This window comes from Olivibacter sp. EAT-5, assembly GCF_044784325.1.
GTDB lineage: Bacteria > Bacteroidota > Bacteroidia > Sphingobacteriales > Sphingobacteriaceae > Olivibacter > Olivibacter oleidegradans.
The window spans coordinates 261,490-275,769 of the sequence record NZ_CP173028.1; the positions used below are offsets into that span (position 1 = coordinate 261,490).

General features: G+C 42.0%; 19 protein-coding genes. All 19 read right to left on the reverse strand.

Features of this window, described 5'->3' with window-relative positions; all coding sequences use genetic code 11:
• Positions 1-13: 13 nt before the first annotated feature.
• The 19 genes from ACH11B_RS01205 to traK all read right to left on the reverse strand — a co-directional run bounded on the left by ACH11B_RS01205 (position 14) and on the right by traK (position 14,260).
• Positions 14-787: a metallophosphoesterase family protein gene (locus ACH11B_RS01205; protein ID WP_013663544.1), complete on the reverse strand. Its 774-nt coding sequence runs from the start codon at positions 785-787 to the stop codon at positions 14-16.
• Positions 788-792: 5 nt separating this feature from the next.
• Positions 793-1,857, reverse strand: a complete 1,065-nt coding sequence (locus ACH11B_RS01210; RefSeq protein WP_013663545.1) for an ArsO family NAD(P)H-dependent flavin-containing monooxygenase — start codon at positions 1,855-1,857, stop codon at positions 793-795.
• 2 nt (positions 1,858-1,859) lie between these two features.
• The gene (arsB, locus tag ACH11B_RS01215; RefSeq protein ID WP_377612036.1) at positions 1,860-2,936 is read right to left on the reverse strand and encodes an ACR3 family arsenite efflux transporter; all 1,077 of its coding nucleotides are present in this window, start codon (positions 2,934-2,936) and stop codon (positions 1,860-1,862) included.
• Positions 2,923-3,360 (reverse strand): arsenate reductase ArsC, encoded by a 438-nt coding sequence (locus ACH11B_RS01220; protein ID WP_013663547.1) that lies wholly within the window; start codon positions 3,358-3,360, stop codon positions 2,923-2,925. The genes arsB and ACH11B_RS01220 overlap by 14 nt, the downstream gene beginning before the upstream one ends.
• A gap of 18 nt (positions 3,361-3,378) precedes the next feature.
• The gene (locus tag ACH11B_RS01225; protein WP_013663548.1) at positions 3,379-3,870 is read right to left on the reverse strand and encodes a GNAT family N-acetyltransferase; all 492 of its coding nucleotides are present in this window, start codon (positions 3,868-3,870) and stop codon (positions 3,379-3,381) included.
• A gap of 15 nt (positions 3,871-3,885) precedes the next feature.
• Positions 3,886-4,449, reverse strand: a complete 564-nt coding sequence (locus ACH11B_RS01230) for a DUF6428 family protein (protein ID WP_377612032.1) — start codon at positions 4,447-4,449, stop codon at positions 3,886-3,888.
• Between the two features lie 38 nt (positions 4,450-4,487).
• Entirely contained in the window at positions 4,488-4,817 is a 330-nt protein-coding gene (locus tag ACH11B_RS01235) for a helix-turn-helix transcriptional regulator (RefSeq protein ID WP_130858037.1), read from the reverse strand.
• A gap of 306 nt (positions 4,818-5,123) precedes the next feature.
• On the reverse strand, positions 5,124-5,498 hold the full coding sequence (locus ACH11B_RS01240) for a hypothetical protein (RefSeq protein WP_377612030.1): 375 nt from the start codon (positions 5,496-5,498) through the stop codon (positions 5,124-5,126).
• Between the two features lie 49 nt (positions 5,499-5,547).
• Positions 5,548-5,814, reverse strand: a complete 267-nt coding sequence (locus ACH11B_RS01245; protein ID WP_404273995.1) for a hypothetical protein — start codon at positions 5,812-5,814, stop codon at positions 5,548-5,550.
• Positions 5,807-7,615 (reverse strand): reverse transcriptase/maturase family protein, encoded by a 1,809-nt coding sequence (locus tag ACH11B_RS01250; RefSeq protein ID WP_002979465.1) that lies wholly within the window; start codon positions 7,613-7,615, stop codon positions 5,807-5,809. Before ACH11B_RS01250 ends, ACH11B_RS01245 begins: the two co-directional genes overlap by 8 nt.
• 542 nt (positions 7,616-8,157) lie before the next feature.
• Complete coding sequence (locus ACH11B_RS01255) at positions 8,158-9,072, reverse strand: DUF932 domain-containing protein (RefSeq protein ID WP_404274003.1); 915 nt, start codon at positions 9,070-9,072, stop codon at positions 8,158-8,160.
• Complete coding sequence (locus ACH11B_RS01260) at positions 9,050-9,232, reverse strand: hypothetical protein (protein ID WP_013663553.1); 183 nt, start codon at positions 9,230-9,232, stop codon at positions 9,050-9,052. Before ACH11B_RS01260 ends, ACH11B_RS01255 begins: the two co-directional genes overlap by 23 nt.
• A gap of 52 nt (positions 9,233-9,284) precedes the next feature.
• Positions 9,285-9,797: a hypothetical protein gene (locus ACH11B_RS01265; RefSeq protein ID WP_377612859.1), complete on the reverse strand. Its 513-nt coding sequence runs from the start codon at positions 9,795-9,797 to the stop codon at positions 9,285-9,287.
• 547 nt (positions 9,798-10,344) lie between these two features.
• Entirely contained in the window at positions 10,345-10,797 is a 453-nt protein-coding gene (locus ACH11B_RS01270; RefSeq protein WP_377612857.1) for a hypothetical protein, read from the reverse strand.
• Between the two features lie 128 nt (positions 10,798-10,925).
• The gene (locus tag ACH11B_RS01275; RefSeq protein ID WP_289551693.1) at positions 10,926-11,102 is read right to left on the reverse strand and encodes a histone H1; all 177 of its coding nucleotides are present in this window, start codon (positions 11,100-11,102) and stop codon (positions 10,926-10,928) included.
• 145 nt (positions 11,103-11,247) lie between these two features.
• The gene (locus tag ACH11B_RS01280; protein WP_377612855.1) at positions 11,248-12,231 is read right to left on the reverse strand and encodes a hypothetical protein; all 984 of its coding nucleotides are present in this window, start codon (positions 12,229-12,231) and stop codon (positions 11,248-11,250) included.
• Between the two features lie 81 nt (positions 12,232-12,312).
• The gene (gene traM, locus ACH11B_RS01285) at positions 12,313-13,398 is read right to left on the reverse strand and encodes a conjugative transposon protein TraM (protein WP_041387823.1); all 1,086 of its coding nucleotides are present in this window, start codon (positions 13,396-13,398) and stop codon (positions 12,313-12,315) included.
• Positions 13,399-13,424: 26 nt separating this feature from the next.
• Entirely contained in the window at positions 13,425-13,652 is a 228-nt protein-coding gene (locus tag ACH11B_RS01290; RefSeq protein ID WP_041387017.1) for a hypothetical protein, read from the reverse strand.
• A complete protein-coding gene (traK, locus tag ACH11B_RS01295) occupies positions 13,649-14,260 on the reverse strand; it encodes a conjugative transposon protein TraK (RefSeq protein WP_013663559.1) in 612 nt (203 codons plus the stop codon). The genes ACH11B_RS01290 and traK overlap by 4 nt, the downstream gene beginning before the upstream one ends.
• Between the last annotated feature and the right edge of the window lie 20 nt (positions 14,261-14,280).

Here is a 14,280-nt window from a genome sequence, read left to right on the forward strand (position 1 = left end):
TAGTGTAAATTATTTAGCCGTTACGTAACATATCTGCATATCCGTTTGGAAGAGGGCTGTCTTCCACTGCCTTCGCTGCTTTTTCTACATCATATTCAAAACGGACAAACTCAATGGAGATACTTTCTTTTTCCCTTATACTGCTGTCAGGATTAAGCGTGAGTATTACATAACCGCCCCTTGGATCACCATCTTTGGGTTTCCCTACCGATCCAATGTTTATGGCATGCAAATAGCGTACGCTACCGTCTTCGTCGTTTACGGAAAGGATACGATGATACGGTTTGTGGGTATGGCCGAAACACATCACGGAAGCTCCTGCCTGTTCCATAATTCGGATCATGCTTTTTTCTTCTCTGTCTTCAAAAAGATATTCGTTCACTTTTCTGGGACTTCCATGTACTAAAAGCACATCCATTTTATCATCGTTCAGCTGAAACTCCAACCGGATATGTGCAGGTAAGGTGCGGAGATAAGCACGTTGATCTTTCTTCACGGCTTCATTGGTATAAGCAATGGAAACTTTGCCCATAGCTTTTTCTTCATCTGTTTTGTAAGCGCAACCGCAGTCGTCACTGCTTCTACCAATACCAAAATCGTAATTCCCCGCAATCGTAGGAATACCTCTTTTTCGGATTTCATCGATTACTTCATTCGGCCAGATGTTATATCCTACCAAATCGCCCAGACAATAAACCGCATCGACATTTCGGGTCTCAAGGTCCTTAAAAAATGCTTCCAATGCCGGTAGATTAGCGTGAATGTCGGAAAAAAGTGCAATTTTCATTTTCTTTAATGGTTTAGATATTCATTTAGTTCATTTACAGTAGCACGCGCAGATCTTCCTACCCCTATCAATGTGGCAGAGGCAAAGCCCGTCCAGTTTCCATAACCTACAAGCCATAGTCCAGCTACCGCCTTTGCACATGTACCCTCGGTAACTACGCGCCCATCGACATCGGTTATCCCCAATTCATTCAGGTGTTTAGTTGCATACTTAAATCCGGTACACCAAACGATTATATCAAAGTCTTCCCTTTCGTTAGATTCCCAAATCACACCAGTTTCCGTGAATGCAATAAAACGCCCCTTGCTCTGTAACACATCCCGTTCGCGAGCCTCCACCACGGATGGGACCATCACGATATTTGCCAGGTCATACTGTTTCGTATCAAGAGGTTTACCTTCTTTCATGGCCTGATACTTGGCTGTAGCAACATCAAATAACACCCGGCCGTCTACTTCATCGGGAAGGAATGTTGGTGGTGTTAGGGTAGACCAAACCGTATTCGCTACCTTCGAGATCTCGGCCAACAGCTGCGCACCGGAATTACCTCCGCCCACTATCAGCACTTTTTTACCGTGAAAGTTCTTTGCATTGGTATAATGTGCCGAATGAAGCTGCTTCCCTTTGAAGGAGTCAAGCCCTTCCAAGTTCGGAATAAAAGGGCTGCCCCAGGTGCCCGTTGCAGAAATAAGCGCCTTGCAGAAATAATCGCCACTTGATGTACTAAGTGTATACCCATTATCGGTTTTTGCAACTTTCTCTACTTTAACAGGTCGCTCAGCAGGTATTTTATATTTCTCTTCGTAAGCCTTCAGGTAGGCAATCGCCTCGGCTCTTGAAGGGAACTTACCGGAAGATTCAGGCATCAACCAACCGGGTAGAGAGCTGAATGCAGCCGGTGAAAACAATGTAAGCGATTCCCACCCATGCTGCCATGCTCCTCCGGGCTCGTCCTGCTCATCGAGAAGAATATAGCTCAATCCGGTACGTCGCAAGAAATAAGCACAGGCAAGCGCACTTTGCCCACCTCCGATTATAATCACATCGTAGTTTTTATTTGATACGGTCATACTTAAGAAAGCACTGTTTTGGTATAATATTTTTTTCGGAACCAGAATGCGAGGTTCACAAGAGCGATCAGGGCGGGAACCTCTACCAAGGGACCAATAACCCCGGCAAAGGCTTGGCCTGAATTGATCCCGAACACACCTATCGCCACCGCAATTGCAAGCTCAAAATTGTTTCCAGTTGCTGTGAAGGCGATCGAAGCATTTTTTGAGTAGTCGGCTCCAAAACGTCTAGCAATTACGAAACTGAAGATGAACATAAAGGCAAAATAGATTACCAGCGGTATGGCTATCCTTACTACATCCATGGGTATCTGTACGATCAACTCACCCTTCAAGCTAAACATAACTACAATGGTGAATAACAAGGCAATCAAGGTAATGGGTGATATAAAAGGAACATATTTTTCTTGAAACCATTTTTCGCCTTTCAATGCAATGAGCGCATATCGACTGATTACCCCCATCGCAAAAGGAATCCCCAGATAAATACCAACACTTTTGGCTATTTCACCGATGGTGATATTTACTTCAGCTCCTTCAATTCCGAATAATGGAGGTAGTACCGTAATAAAAATATAGGCAAATACACTGTAGAACAATACCTGAAAAATACTATTGAGGGCTATGAGACCCGCTGCGTATTCGCGGTTTCCCTCGGCAAGTTCATTCCAAACCACCACCATAGCGATACAACGCGCCAAGCCGATCAGAATCAGGCCGATCATATATTCTGGGTAATCCCTTAAAAAGGTGATAGCCAAAAAGAACATCAGGAGTGGACCTATTACCCAATTTAGTATAAGGGATACACTAAGCACTTTTACATCTTTGAATACTTTACCGAGGTTCTCGTATTTAACTTTTGCCAGCGGTGGATACATCATCAATATGAGCCCAACGGCTAAAGGTATGTTTGTTGTGCCACTTGAGTAAGAATTAATAAAGGAAGCGGTAGAAGGTATAAAATAGCCCATACCAACGCCGATAGCCATTGCAAGAAAGATCCACAAGGTTAGGTAACGGTCAAGGAAACTGAGTTTTTTGCGGCCGGTAGCCGGTGCACAATTATTTGCTGACATATCTTTCGTCGTTTACATGTTCTTCAATAAAGTCTTTCATATAGGCTTTTACCAGATCTCTTACAGCCCTGAATTCATTAAGAACTTCTTCGGAAGTACCTACGGCTTTTGCAGGATCGGGAAAGTTATGATGGAACTTCTGCGCCTTAGTAGGGAAGTACGGGCAGCTTTCCTTGGCATTATCGCATACGGTAATGACATAGTCAAAATCGATATGGCTGTATTCATCCACGAGATTGGAGGTATGCCCGGAGATGTCAATGCCGTCCTCTTTCATCACTTGTACGGCCTTTGGATTGACACCATGGGTTTCAATACCCGCGCTGTATATTTCTGCCTTTCCCTGAGCGAAGTGCCTTAAATAACCTTCTGCCAGTTGACTCCGGCAGCTATTGCCGGTACATAATACCAATATCTTCTTCATTGTGCTCTTTTGTCTTATTTAATCAATTCCTATTGTCTTACTCCGGCGTTCCATTAATGTAGTGTCACGCCAAGTGTTTCCGTGCTTTCCAACCTTTTCCCGGTAACCTAGTTGCCGAAAGCCATGCTTTTCGTGCAGGCGGATGCTCGCTTCATTTTCCGGAAAAATGCCTGATTGAAGTGTCCAGAGACCTTGTTTTTCGCTACTTTCTACGAGTGCGTTCATCAAAAAACTACCCACGCCCTTTCCGCGGTAATCCTCGTGTATATATACACTTACTTCCGCCACACCGGCATAAACACAACGACTTGAAACGGGCGATAGCGCTGCCCATCCTGCGATGTGCCCATCAATACTTGCTATAAAACGGGAACGCTTGAGATGCGATCCATCCCAATCCTCCCAACTCGGCGCTTCTGTTTGAAAAGTAGCTTGGCCTGTAGCTATCCCTTGTAGATAAATAGTTCTTACAGCTGGCCAGTCTGTGTCATTCATTGTTCTTAGTTCCATTAGTCGGTCTATAGTTTAGCAGCATCCTGATCCCGGTGTACAACTTTGAACGGTCGCTAAATTGACCATCTCGCTTTTGCTTTCTTCTTCCTGAACCGGCGCACAGCACTCTTCACCTTTATCATTGGTGCCGCAACTGCCTCCACGACCGATGGCTTTACATTGGGTAGCATCAGGGATAAGATTAACAATGAGGTTTTCACCTTCCAAAACCAACTCACCTGGGTACATTTGGCGGGTGTCAAATTCCGAATTACCAAATTCTATCTTGACAACCCCAGAAGGATTTAACGGAAGAGATTTTTCTACCAACGCTACAATCGACAGGGCTTTGCCTACCGTCATTGCTCTTTCTGAGTCGCCAGTTTGGGGTTCCCAAAGCTGCACAATTACTTCCGTCCAAGCATTCATCACGCCTCCACAGTCTACGGAGGTAATAGGAGCTTGTTTGATCTCTGTGATATGGTAAGAAGCATCTACCCATTTATCATCGGCATATTGAAACTGTAAGGTGGCTTCCTCATTTTTAGTCAGTTGGGCTTTGAACTCGCCCCAGTTCATTAGATCTTTCGTATTCATAATATTGCAATTTAACGATATATTAACATAAATTTTTTTTAACAACACTCGTTGCTAACGATGTAACCTTTTAAAAAAGTCCCGATGGTTTCTTTCAATAAGTTCCAATTTTCAGGATGGATGCAATAACATACACTAACTCCTTCAATAGTACCCTGTATTAATCCTGCTGTTTTAAGTTCTTTCAAATGCTGGGAAATGGTTGCCTGCGCCAAGCCGAGTTCTTCCACTAGATCTCCGTTGATGCATGTTTTTGAGGCCATGATGTATTGCAAAATAGCAATACGGGCGGGATGGGCCATCGCTTTCAATAGAACAGCTAGTTTATTCTGTTCGTCGGTAAATATTTCTGTTCTAGTTAAACCCATAATTAAAATTATTTATTGCAATGTTACGATAAACATTTGATAGCTTCAAATTCTTTGAAAAATATTATCGAAAAAATAACCTATAGTTATGACGAATCGATTTTCAAAATTAGGTTCTAGATTTTATCCAGTGATTGTTTTGACTAATCAAAACTAAATTGGGGGACTAAAAAGTTACTAAGAATACTAGACATTTGAATTGCGCAATGCTTAAAGAACATAAAAGGCACTTAAGGCGGGGCAAAAAAAGCCCCTTGATTTTCGATAAAAATCGAAGGGGACTAAAAATTGATATGTTCTAAGTTCTCAGGTATACAGCAAATCTACGGCCTTTTTAAATTTGTCATTGGTGCTCTTCTCATTAGCGTACCTCACCAAACATTCATTAAAAAAGATAGCGTTATGGTTAAAGCACAATTGTTCTGCAAAAACATGTCGGCTTTTGATCATATCGTATTTCAAACGTTTAATGAGTTTTTCCGTTTCCCCTGCAAGATGAAGCCAAAAACTAAATGTTATTATACTTTTGCTACTCCACTGGCTTTCGTAAACTGCTCTATTTTCAGATAACCTAACGCAAAAGGATGATGTATATTCCAAAAGAGGTGCTATTTCTTCGGGAAAAAGCTGATGTATCAATTTGGCTTTATCCGTGTTTGTTAATTCATCTATCGATTTCATAATAAAACCGCGCTCTTTGTACGGTTGCGCCTCCGTTTAAGTTAAAACATCAATTCAATGCAGCTGCGCCCACCTGTGCAAAGCCGTTGCAAAGATCAAAGGCCGTTTGTGTCTGCTGTTGGGAAATTCCACACATAAGGGACTTTAATTTGTTTTCTCCGCTACCGTAATCATGAACATTTTGCAGATAGCGTGGGATAAGCTCCTGACGCCTTATCGATATTACTATCGGTAGGTTTCCCTGAACTCTCCCCCGAACCGTACGTACAACTCTCGCTGTATACGGCTCTCCACATAATATATGCAGTCTATTCACCGTTGTGGATTTTTCTATGGCAATCGTGACAGACCGCCAGTGTTTTCCTTCTTCTTGCCATCATGACCAACTCCCAAGGTTGCTTGCCCTCGACATCTTTCATTTTCCTGATGTGGTGCATTTCCAATTGTCCATTTGCCTCACATAACTCGCATTTCTCTGCTTTCAATCTGTCAATCAAGCTTGTAATAGACCTTGTGAAGTATACATCTGGGTGGTTATCCACCTTGTTGTCTTTAATAGCTTCGGTGTTTCTTTTGAAACCTTTGTTATAGAATACACGTTTGAGAGTTTTGCCCTTTTTGTTTTTATAGAATACAGTAAAGTCCTTGTCATGCATGTATTTGTTGAGGATTTTATGTACAGATGACTTGTACTTGGCCGCAAAGGTTCGGTACAGGCTGTATTCCATGATATAACCAAAGTGATTAATCTGTTTGAGATTGTTCACTAATGAATAGTAATTGTAAAAGCCCCGTACTTCAGAGTTGTATCTTGTTAAGATTTCGAGGTCATCGTTATTTATAAGTGAACCTCTATGCAATGGTTTCCAGACTTCTTTACCATTGTGATATTTTACCTGTACCCGACGGTAGTAGAGTAATTTTTTCAGTATGGTTGAACGGGACACCCTTAGCATAACTCGTTTGTTGTGGGCTTTCTTTAAAAAGCCATTCTTGTCTCTCATGCGCAAGTCAGACCTTTGGACAGTGATTTCATAACCGAGGAATATTGCAGGTTTCTTTGAATGGGTAATCAGTGTCTTTTCGTCTGAAAGAGACAGCTTTAATTTTTCATTTAAGAAGTTTTTAATATCCTCTTTAATGAGCTTGCATTCGTCTTTTGAACCGATGACACCTATTATAAAGTCATCTGCGTACCTCACATATTTCAATCGCCTGTAGTTTGCATCCATTTCGTTGCAGCGTTCGATAGAAAGTCTTTTTATCTCAAGCATTCTAATCTCCTTTTTCAGGAGCACTCTCTCATTTTCATCTTTTTCAAGTTTCAATTTCCCGAGCAGATAGGATTTTCGGTATACATTATTCTTGGCAATCTTTGTAATTTGTCGCCTCTTTCCCTTGTCGAACCTTGTAGCATAATCTTTCATGTACTTATCCAGTTTATCAAGGTAGATATTTGCCAGTATGGGGCTTATAATACCACCTTGTGGAGTTCCACTGTAAGTTCTGTGATAGACCCAATCTTCAATGTATCCCGCATTAAGGAACTTCCGTATAAGTCTGATGAACCTGTCATCTGTTATCCGTTCCCGTAAGATGTTCAGCAGTACCTCATGATTGATATTATCGAAGAAACCTTTAATGTCCCCTTCAATGAACCATGCTGCGCCGCTAAAAGTCTTTTTGACCTGTACCAGTGCAGTATGGCAACTCCTCTGAGGTCTGAAACCGTGAGAGCTATATTCAAACTGCTTCTCGAATATGGCTTCAAGTATCATCCGAATAACCTCCTGCACCAATTTATCGTCAAAAGACGGAATACCTAAAGGGCGTTTCTGACCATTTTTCTTGGCTATATAAACCCTTCGTGATGGATTGGGCTGATACGTTTCATCTCTGATAGTATCAATTAGCTTTTCAATCCGTTGTAAGCTCATACCGTCAATTGTGGTATCATTTGAGCCTTTGGTCATGTTTCCTGCTTTAGCATAGATCTTTTGGTAAGCAGTGTAGTACATTTCCACATTGAAAAGAATGCGATAGAGCCTTTCAAATTTGTAACCTGAAATTCTACTATGCTTCGATAGACTGTTTAATACAGATTCTGGATTTCTCATAATGTCTCTCACATTTTCCTTTATTTGTATTAAAAATATTAGCTGCCTCCCTTCGCCATGTACAGGGCTTTCCCCTGCTCGGACTACTACGGAGGCTCCGTTGCCATGTCGGATATTCAGAGACTGCTCTCATAGCCACGCCAGTGGCTTTCCGATTTAGGTCAATCCCCGTTTAGAAGTGCAATAACATAGCTCGATTAGATTGTCGGATATGACTTATCCTTTACTACTTATTGTAGTCGTGCCGATAGTCTGTTCATGCCCTACTTCCAAACAGGCGAGAAGTGGGTACTATCAGAGTGACGATTTTAGTTGCCTTACGTCAATGCTAGTGCCGTTGCCACTCGGATCATCATTCAATCAGATTCGATTTTATCCTCATATCTATTCATTTCATCTTCCCAATTCAGTCGCAACCTGACAACTGGTTGACTTTTTGGATTCACCGACATGCTACACTCCCTGTCCAGTTTCCCTTCCAGATAAGTCGGTTGATGATAGGCTTCAAAGAACACTCGCCTAATACCTCGCTACAGGTATATTTATTGCACATCCAGTACGGGCGCATCCGTGACCGCATTATAACAGCCATACAGCGTCCCGTTTGTGGTTGGGTCAATCTGAGAAGGGTTATTAAAAGCATACGCTAAAACAGCATCAATCTTTTTATTGAAATGGGTCGATAGTTCCTCCTGTTTCTCGCCAAATATTTTGTCCAATGCCTCTTTACTGGGAGCTAAGGCCAATTGTATCAATCGTTTGAGATTGGCGTCTGTGATATGGATTTTTGACCAACGGTTAAAAATTTCCTGAAGCTCACAACTAACCGTATGACTGATCCCTAACAACTTATGTGCCTTTTTTAGCTTCTCGTGTGCACTGATTGTATGACGTATCTTAACAATCCTTTCTGTTGTCCGAAGGGCTGCATTAAGGCTATTGTTGCAAACGATCCTGATCGGCGTAAATGCAGCGGTAATACTGTTTGTCCCGTCATGCGCAGTGGTAAGGAAAAGATATTGATCTATCAGATCGTCACGGCCAACCCTGATAAAGTCAGGCAATTTAGCGGTGATGAATATGCGTTCCCCCTTTCCCCATGCCCCGGCCGTTTCATACAGAATCCCATTCTTTGCCCCGACAATGCTATCAAAAAATTCGAATGCGAAAGCGTTCTGTACCACCTCATAATCTTTCCCCACATGCTCGCCTAGAACTTCCTCGTTGTCGGTTCTATAGGTAAAAAAACTGTTTTCTGAAAACCGTTCTTTTCCGCTCGGGAAAACCTGCTTATTGGGTGATTTCGCTACTTCGTAATCAAGCCCCGCACATTTTATGGCTTCCTCGCTTGTGGGATAATCCTGCAATATTGTACCTAGGCCATGCCAGGGGATTTCCTTCACACTGAAAAAAGAATGTTTTCCCGTATTGCTGTTATAATTGATGTTGTGTGCCATTTCCTCTAATTTTAGTATTACTGTTTGTGGTCGTACCTGCATGCTCACAGATAAAGGCCGTTAACTGAACCTGAAACTCTCTAGGGTTTTCTTCTCTGAATTCCTCCCCGTAACCTTCCCAATAAAGCCCGTCCAAATACTCCAAAAATGCTGTTTCCATAACTTGAGCAATTAATTTGCCCCTTGCCGTAAATGACAAGGGGCATCCATAACTAAGCAGGCAGTTGGATTTCACCTTCAATCTCGGCTAACCTATCCATACAAAGCGTGTTAATGTATTCAGCTACTTTCTTGATGATGTAAGGGTTTTTAGTGCTAAACTCTCTTCGCTTGTCGTCGTCGATCGATAGTACGCAGCCCTGAAAATGGTTGCTATCGGTTTCTTCTGCATCGTCTTTCTGCGCTACTTCAAAAGCATTAAGTGTATCAATGGTATCGATCAGCTTATCCCGTTGGATTTTTCGACGGTGCAATTCTTCCACAAGCTTCAAGGTGCTTTCTAAGTTCAGTGCAAGTTTTTCTAGTTTTGGAGCTGTTTCTGCCGCTTTTGGCTCTTTTTGTTCAGCTATTGGAGAAGCTTCTTTTTTTGTATCTAGAATCTTCTCCTGCTGTTTTTCCTGAGGCAAAGAAGATTTTACATTGTCCTGTGGTTTAACTCCATTTTGCACACTGTTCTTTACAATATTCTCCAAATTGCTTTTGCTGTTTATTTCTATAGTTTTCATAATTTCTATTTTTTGATGTCAATAATTCCGTCCGTGTAATTCCTTTTCTGAAGCAGAGCGAGCGGAAAGCCGCTTCGTTCTGCTGCTGCCTGTCGTCAATGGGGGGCTTCTGCCTTTAATTTTTTTCATAGCGCCTAACTTTTAAGTCCATCGGGCGCAAGGGCCCTCCGGCAATTGTTAAGCAGCCTCACCTTAATAGAATCCCCATCCGTGCAAGGCTTTGCCGAAAAAAATACGCTCGCGAGGGACGAGCGAGGAAGATTTTTTTCGAGCAAACCAACGGGCAGGCTTGCTCGGTTGGGGATTGTTTAATTTTTTTGCTAACGAATCGCCGGGGGTACGCAATCACTAAGCGTTTTATGGGCTAAAAGAACATTAAACGAAGGGTTTGACTTGAACAGGAAGCAACTGGCTGCTGAGGGACGAGGCTGCCTGTTGCAAAAAATAAGAGGATAGCGGCTTCAAGGCACGAAGAAGCGGCTGTCCTCTTTCAGTTTGAAGGAGTGAATAATATTATTATACAAGCATATTGGCCAGAATTTTATTCTTAATTGTCGACTTTTGTATAAATCAGTGTTTCACCGTCATCTCCTGGCCATTCCACTATTGCTTTATCAAGATTAAATTTGAGAATTTTCACACCTCCTCTTAGTTGACCTACAATACGCAACGTCGTATCACTGGTCTGAAAATCCGCAACCAATATAGATCCCGGCTTTCCCTTATTCCACACCCCGGCAACTTTATTTACCGGACGTTTGGGGTCATCCTTTTTTGCATTGCTCCAATGGGCTATTACCTGAACATCAAATTTTCCTTCATCCGTTGGCTTGATTTCTACCGTATCTTTGTAATAGTCAAAAGTGGATTCGCTTTGAGATGCATATTTACCAACAATCTGATCTTGTAAGTCTGTTTTCTCCTTTGGTGATGAACAGGAAAAGGTAAAAGATGAAATCGATAGCAACACGACCCACCTAAAATTTCTGTATGCTTCCATAATCAGGAGTTTAGATAACAAACTCAAATATAAGACATTAAATAAAAATATTAAGAAAGTATTACTCAAAACAGCCTATATTAGCAAACAAAAAAGCCGCTATATAGCTAGCGGCTTAATTAGTAAACTTACTTAGCATTCTTCTTTGCAGTAACCTCGTTGCGTATTTCCTGCGCCAACGCTTTTGTGTTCTGGAGCGCGTTACGTAAGCGTGTACCTGCTGCTTTGTTTCCTTTCTCATAAAATGCCTTTGCATCTTTTTCAGCCGATGCGATAAGTTCTTTCAGTGCTGCGAATTTTTCCATGATACAGATTGTTTTTAAGATTGAGATATAGAGGTCGTTTTGAAAAGCCCCCAAATCTTTGTGATTATAATTGTTTAATACCGAACAATAGGCTTGGCGGGTAACCAAACCTATTGTTCAAAACCCTAAAATACGGCAAATCACTTTACCGGGCAATACCTGCCGCTCTTTCCTGCTTATTTTCTCTGGATACTCTACTCTGTTGTTCGGCTTTTACTCCCGGCTTTAAAAATTCCTCCCGTTTTTCAGGTTTACCATTTTCAAGGAAAAAATTGGCCTTACGGAACCTTACCGAGGCTTCTACATAGACGTTAACCGTTTCTCCATTGGCTTTCTCCGCTTTTACGAGCTCCCTGTTTCCGTTCATGATTCCTGTAAAGATCTTTTCCGCCCTTTCGGGATTTTCAAGATCTTTAATATTGAATGACTTGAGAGATTCTTTAAGATCAAAACCATAACTCGGATCGTGGAATATCCTTGTCGTCAGGTTATTGTACCTGTCACGGGGCTTGTCAGTATTCAGCATCACCCACGCTTTATAAACCATACCCTGTATATTCAACAGATCATCCCGGTAGACAGCGCGTCCCTGCACCAGATTTCCGGCCTGTTCCTTGTTGAATCCTTTTCCTTCTTCTACGTAAAATGTCTGTGGTATGGGATTGGCATAATAGGCAGATTGGAAAGTTTTCGCTACAAAATTCACCTTTCCATTTTCCATGTTGGCAACCATACTTTTATGGGCAGCATCTTTTCCAATAGCAAGTTCGGTATTTCCTTCCTGCTTTTTGAACAGTTCAATCGCTTCATTAACGTTATCAAGCTTCTTGACTATGTTTTTGCCATCTTCGCCTTTTAGGATAACCATATATTTCTGACCGATCTCCAGTGGGTCGACCTTATTGTGTACGGCGTCAAATTTGTTGAAATAATAGAAATCCGATTGGCTGGATTTTTTGTAATGCAGCGTAAAATCAATCTGTCCTTTTGCCGTTGCAGGCATACTGTCATATGCTTTAAATTCGGGAACACCCAACTTGATATTCTCTTCAATCTGTGCAATGGTTTTTGGGCTAAAACCAAGGTTTTTAGCTTCATCGATCCTATCTTCTAAATTGTTCAGATTCATAATATTCAATTTTTAAGTTTACGGATATTGTTAAATATGAAATGATTGTTTTCTTCTCCTTTTAGGAAAGCCGTCTTCCAACTATCTAGTGTTTTTTAAATCATTGTTCTTTAAGAGTACAGACTCCCCGGCTTTTACCTTGACCTTTATTTTCCGAACTTTCTTGCTGATTATGTTTTTAGCGGCATCCATACCTGCACCCGCTACCTGCGTGGCAATGGAGCCATCTAGCCCGTACATACCGATTCCACGCACCAGATTGTCCGTCCCAAGATTTGCGGCTTCCGTGATGACCGCTTCGGGAGCGTAAAGACCCTCCATTCCATCGAGACTATAAACGCTTAGGTTTACGGGGATAATCGATGTTCCCAAACGGATATTGCGGATATTTAGCATAATCCGTTGATTCGCTATCCGGCAGGTAGCGAACAGATAAAAGCCTTTGGGAATATGATGGCCCTTGATGACCATACTATCCTGCAACTGAAGCCTTACCGTAGCTCCCTGTACTACTTTTTGTTTATTGGTAATGATCGCCGGTATTGCCCTGAAAAGGCTATCCTCGGCTGCAATCATCTCTTTTTCGCTTTGGAGCTTTTCTTTGACCCGGTCCGGGTGCTGAATATCCAGAATCGTCTGGAGTAGTCCATTGAGCTGCTCCACCTCTCTATCATCAGAGCTGTCTGCATGCATGCTTTTCATCAAAGATTCCAGCCGATCTACTTCGCTGTTCATCTCTGATTTGGGTCTTGGTTCCACCATTGGATTTTCAGCTACAACCGCAAAAGGAAATTTTTTCTGTTTTTCTTGTGGCCTGCTGATTTCCTGCCGGATTGCTTTTAGCTTTTCATCAATTTCCTCGGCTTTTGGATTTTCCTCTGGCGAGAAACCCAGCCTGTTTATGACATTTTCAATACCCTCCTGCTTTTTTTCCTCATCCCTCGTCGCCTGCCGGTAAAAATCCATCTTATCACGGGGTTGATTTTTTTGCCTGAATGCAGCATTAGGTAATTCCGTATTGATGCCTTTTTTTTCGATTTGAGCATCGTCCTTTGTTCCCTTACCGCCCCCTAATGTATAAAATGCAAATACCAAAAAGGGCATTACGAGCAATGGCAAGAAAAGCCATATTTTACGGGTGTCTCTCTTTTTTTCCTGTTCTATCATGATATTGTTTTTTTTGATGATCAATTTCAATTCAGTGCCCGGACCAACAGGTAAATACAGTAAGCTCCAATAGAGAGAAAGCATAAGAGGAAAGCGGATAGCAAAACCCATCGGGGTAAGCCACTGGCCTTTTTATTCAAAAAGGAAGCAAACCGTTGTTGTCCCTTAACGATTTTCATCGCTATCCGGTAAGCCGTTTCATCCTGTTCATGTTGCTGCTGCTTCCTATCCTGTTGTTTCCTGTAGAGTTTCATGGCAACTGGTTTTCGTTTTTGAGGACTTCCCAATGCTCTATCAGAAAGCCATGTGGGTTATTATCGGTCTGTTGCTTTAAGTCGCGTACTTTCCCTTTGGTGACCAGTCTCTTCAATGCCGTGCTGGTTGAGCGGGTGAGCTTTTGGGTAGCATAACAGATAAATGTGTAGGGATATTGGTCTATATCAAGCACGGTGCTGTCCACCTCAATTTCCTGTGAGATATTGGCCGAGATCAGGTTGTTGTAATAACCCGATTCCTTCAGGTTGTCATACTGCTTCTTGGCAGACTCGTCCGCGAGATAAAATGCCTTTGAAACACTGGTCTCTATGGCTTTATCGTCCGGAATGAGGTTAAAAAAGTAATAGTGGAACGTTTTGATATGATCCCGTAGCTCAACAGGCAGGTTACCTTGCCTATGTGTTGCAAGGGCTTCCATCACCTTCCCGTTATATAGAATATAAATCCGTTGCTGAGCTGCTTCTACCATCTGATAGCTTTTGTAGGCACAGAAACAGACTGTCAGAACATTGGCCAATATCAGGGCGATACTGAACCTTTTTATATGCCTGAAGGCCGTATCAATATTTCTGAACTGTGTAAACATAGGCTTGTCTTTAATTTGAA